The following is a 2,252-nucleotide window of genomic DNA, read 5'->3' on the forward strand; positions in this document are numbered from 1 at the left end:
GGGCGACATGCAGGTGGGCCACCTGCGGCAGCGTTACCTGTGGGGCCCGGCTGTGGACCAAATTTTGGCCGAGGAAGCCGTTGACGGCGGCACGGCCGACCTTGTACAGTGGACGCTGACGGACCACCTGAACACCGTCCGGGATATTGCCAAGTACGACCCGCAGACGGGGGCCACCACCGTGGTCAACCACCTGGTCTATGACGCCTTCGGCAAGGTCACGTCGGAGACGAGCCCGGCGGTGGATTCTTTATTCCTGTTTACTGCCCGACCCTTCGACGAAGACACCCAACTCCAAAACAACCTGAACCGCTGGTACGATGCTTCTGTCGGCCGCTGGCTGAGCGAGGACCCGATTGGTTTTGATGCGGGTGACGGGAATCTGTATCGGTATGTGGGGAACTCGCCTATCACGTCGCTTGATCCAAGTGGACGGGCTTGCCTAGTATACTACATTTGCTTTTATGTATCGCAGCAGCGCTTGGATTGGAATACGGTTCGGTGTCACTACCGTTGTACGATAGATACGACAAAAGGTGGCCAACACGGTGATCCGCCGGGCACCCGGACTTTCGGGACCGGGGCCGTGGATTGCCATGACCCGCGGCTGAGGTTCCACCACAACATCTCGGACTACCGAAACAGATTCGATCTTGTTGGCGAATGCAATTGTGTGCAGACATTTCGGACCTCAAAACTGTTTGACGAATGGAGCAATCCGTTTCGGGATTGCAGCCGGTCTGAGTGCAAGCGCCAGGCCGCCGAGGCTTTGAGAGCGCTTGAGCAGGTATGCCGGCTTTTGCCGCCGGGACCGCAACGGACGATGTGTAAGGCTGCGGCAAAGATTGAACGGGAGGTGATCAATGAATTGTGTGACCAATGCAGCAGGCCATAGAACAGCAATGGGCAAGATGACGTGGAATGCACTTCGCACGGGGATGTTTGTGTTTACGGGGGTTATCTGTGTGATATTTGCGGGATGCCAAAGTGAAGAAGAAGAGGATCCGCTTGTAAAGGGGTTGCGTGAAATCGCGCCTCCGTCAGGAGCAGGTGTCAAGCGTTATTACTATCCGGACGGAACACTTTGGGAGGAGACACAGTGGGAGAATTACCTGCCCAAGGAACGCAGACTTTATGACCGGAATGGATCCTTAGCCTTTGTAGCGTTTTTCGATCAACCGCGGATTCTTAACGTGCGAATGAATTCGCGTGGAGAAATAACCCATATCAGTGAGAACGACAGGTATCTCCACTATGATGGATACACACTTCTTCTGGACAAAGGCCGGATCGTACGGATACAACTGTTTCGCAATGATGAGCTCATTTGGGAGTATGTTCCCGTGTACGAAGGGAGCGAGGATGCCGGTGATTGATTGAGTCGGAGCCCGTTTTACGGCGGGACGGCGGATTTGGTAGCGTGGACCTTGACCGACCACCTGAACACCGTCCGCGACATCGCGAAGTACGACTCGCAAACGGACATGACGACCGTGGTGAACCACTTGGTCTATGACGCCTTTGGCAGGGTGACGTCGGAGACTAACCCGGCGGTGGATTCGTTGTTCCTCTTCACCGCCCGGCCGTTCGACCCAGATACTCAGCTCCAAAACAACCTCAAACGCTGGTATGATGCTGGCGTCGGCCGCTGGCTGAGCGAAGACCCCATCGGCTTTGCCGCGGGTGATGGGAATTTGTACCGCTACCTAGGCAATGGACCGGTCCGCCAGATGGACCCCAATGGCTTGTTTCCTATTGTCTGCACGTGCGAGGCCATGGATATGATAGGCGGCGGCTACTTGTTTTCTTTCGATGTTGAGGCGGACTGGACAAACGGCGACGTCTACAGCACGTGCGGCTCGGCTTGTCACATAGATCCGCATCGCCTTGGGAGGCCAATTATAATAACCTTCAACGGTAAATGGCGCTATAAGCACAGCCCTCGTCGTTCGGTTGACATTGAAAGGATATGTGCAGAATTGGGGCAAAGTTCGGCGTGTACCAAAAGTGGATGCACTCAAGGTTGTTGTAAAGCGACCCTTTCGAAGCTACTTCAGCTTGCGGGCACGTTTACGGTGCCGCGAGGACGCGACGAATGCTTCCGGTGGGTCTCGTATTTTCCGATTGGAGAACTCGCGACTGGAAGCGCGAATTGCTTCTCCCTGACGGACGTTCGGTTCGCGTATCCCGTGGGCGTTCCATTTACGGACTGGGTGCTTCACCACTGCGCGATGTTCCTCGGATACCTCTTC

The 2,252-nt window shown here is 55.4% G+C and carries 3 protein-coding genes; all 3 read left to right on the forward strand.

What is annotated here, in order from left to right; genetic code table 11:
• Positions 1-895 (forward strand): RHS repeat-associated core domain-containing protein (locus H5U08_RS16300; protein WP_297035451.1); only part of this gene is annotated, 895 nt, incomplete at its 5' end.
• A gap of 16 nt (positions 896-911) precedes the next feature.
• A complete protein-coding gene (locus H5U08_RS16305) occupies positions 912-1,376 on the forward strand; it encodes a hypothetical protein (RefSeq protein ID WP_297035453.1) in 465 nt (154 codons plus the stop codon).
• Positions 1,377-2,252, forward strand: an 876-nt coding sequence (locus H5U08_RS16310; RefSeq protein WP_297035456.1) for an RHS repeat-associated core domain-containing protein, incomplete at its 3' end; no start/stop codon positions are given.

The sequence above is a fragment of the Thermogutta sp. genome (assembly GCF_014359955.1).
Taxonomy (GTDB): domain Bacteria; phylum Planctomycetota; class Planctomycetia; order Pirellulales; family Thermoguttaceae; genus Thermogutta.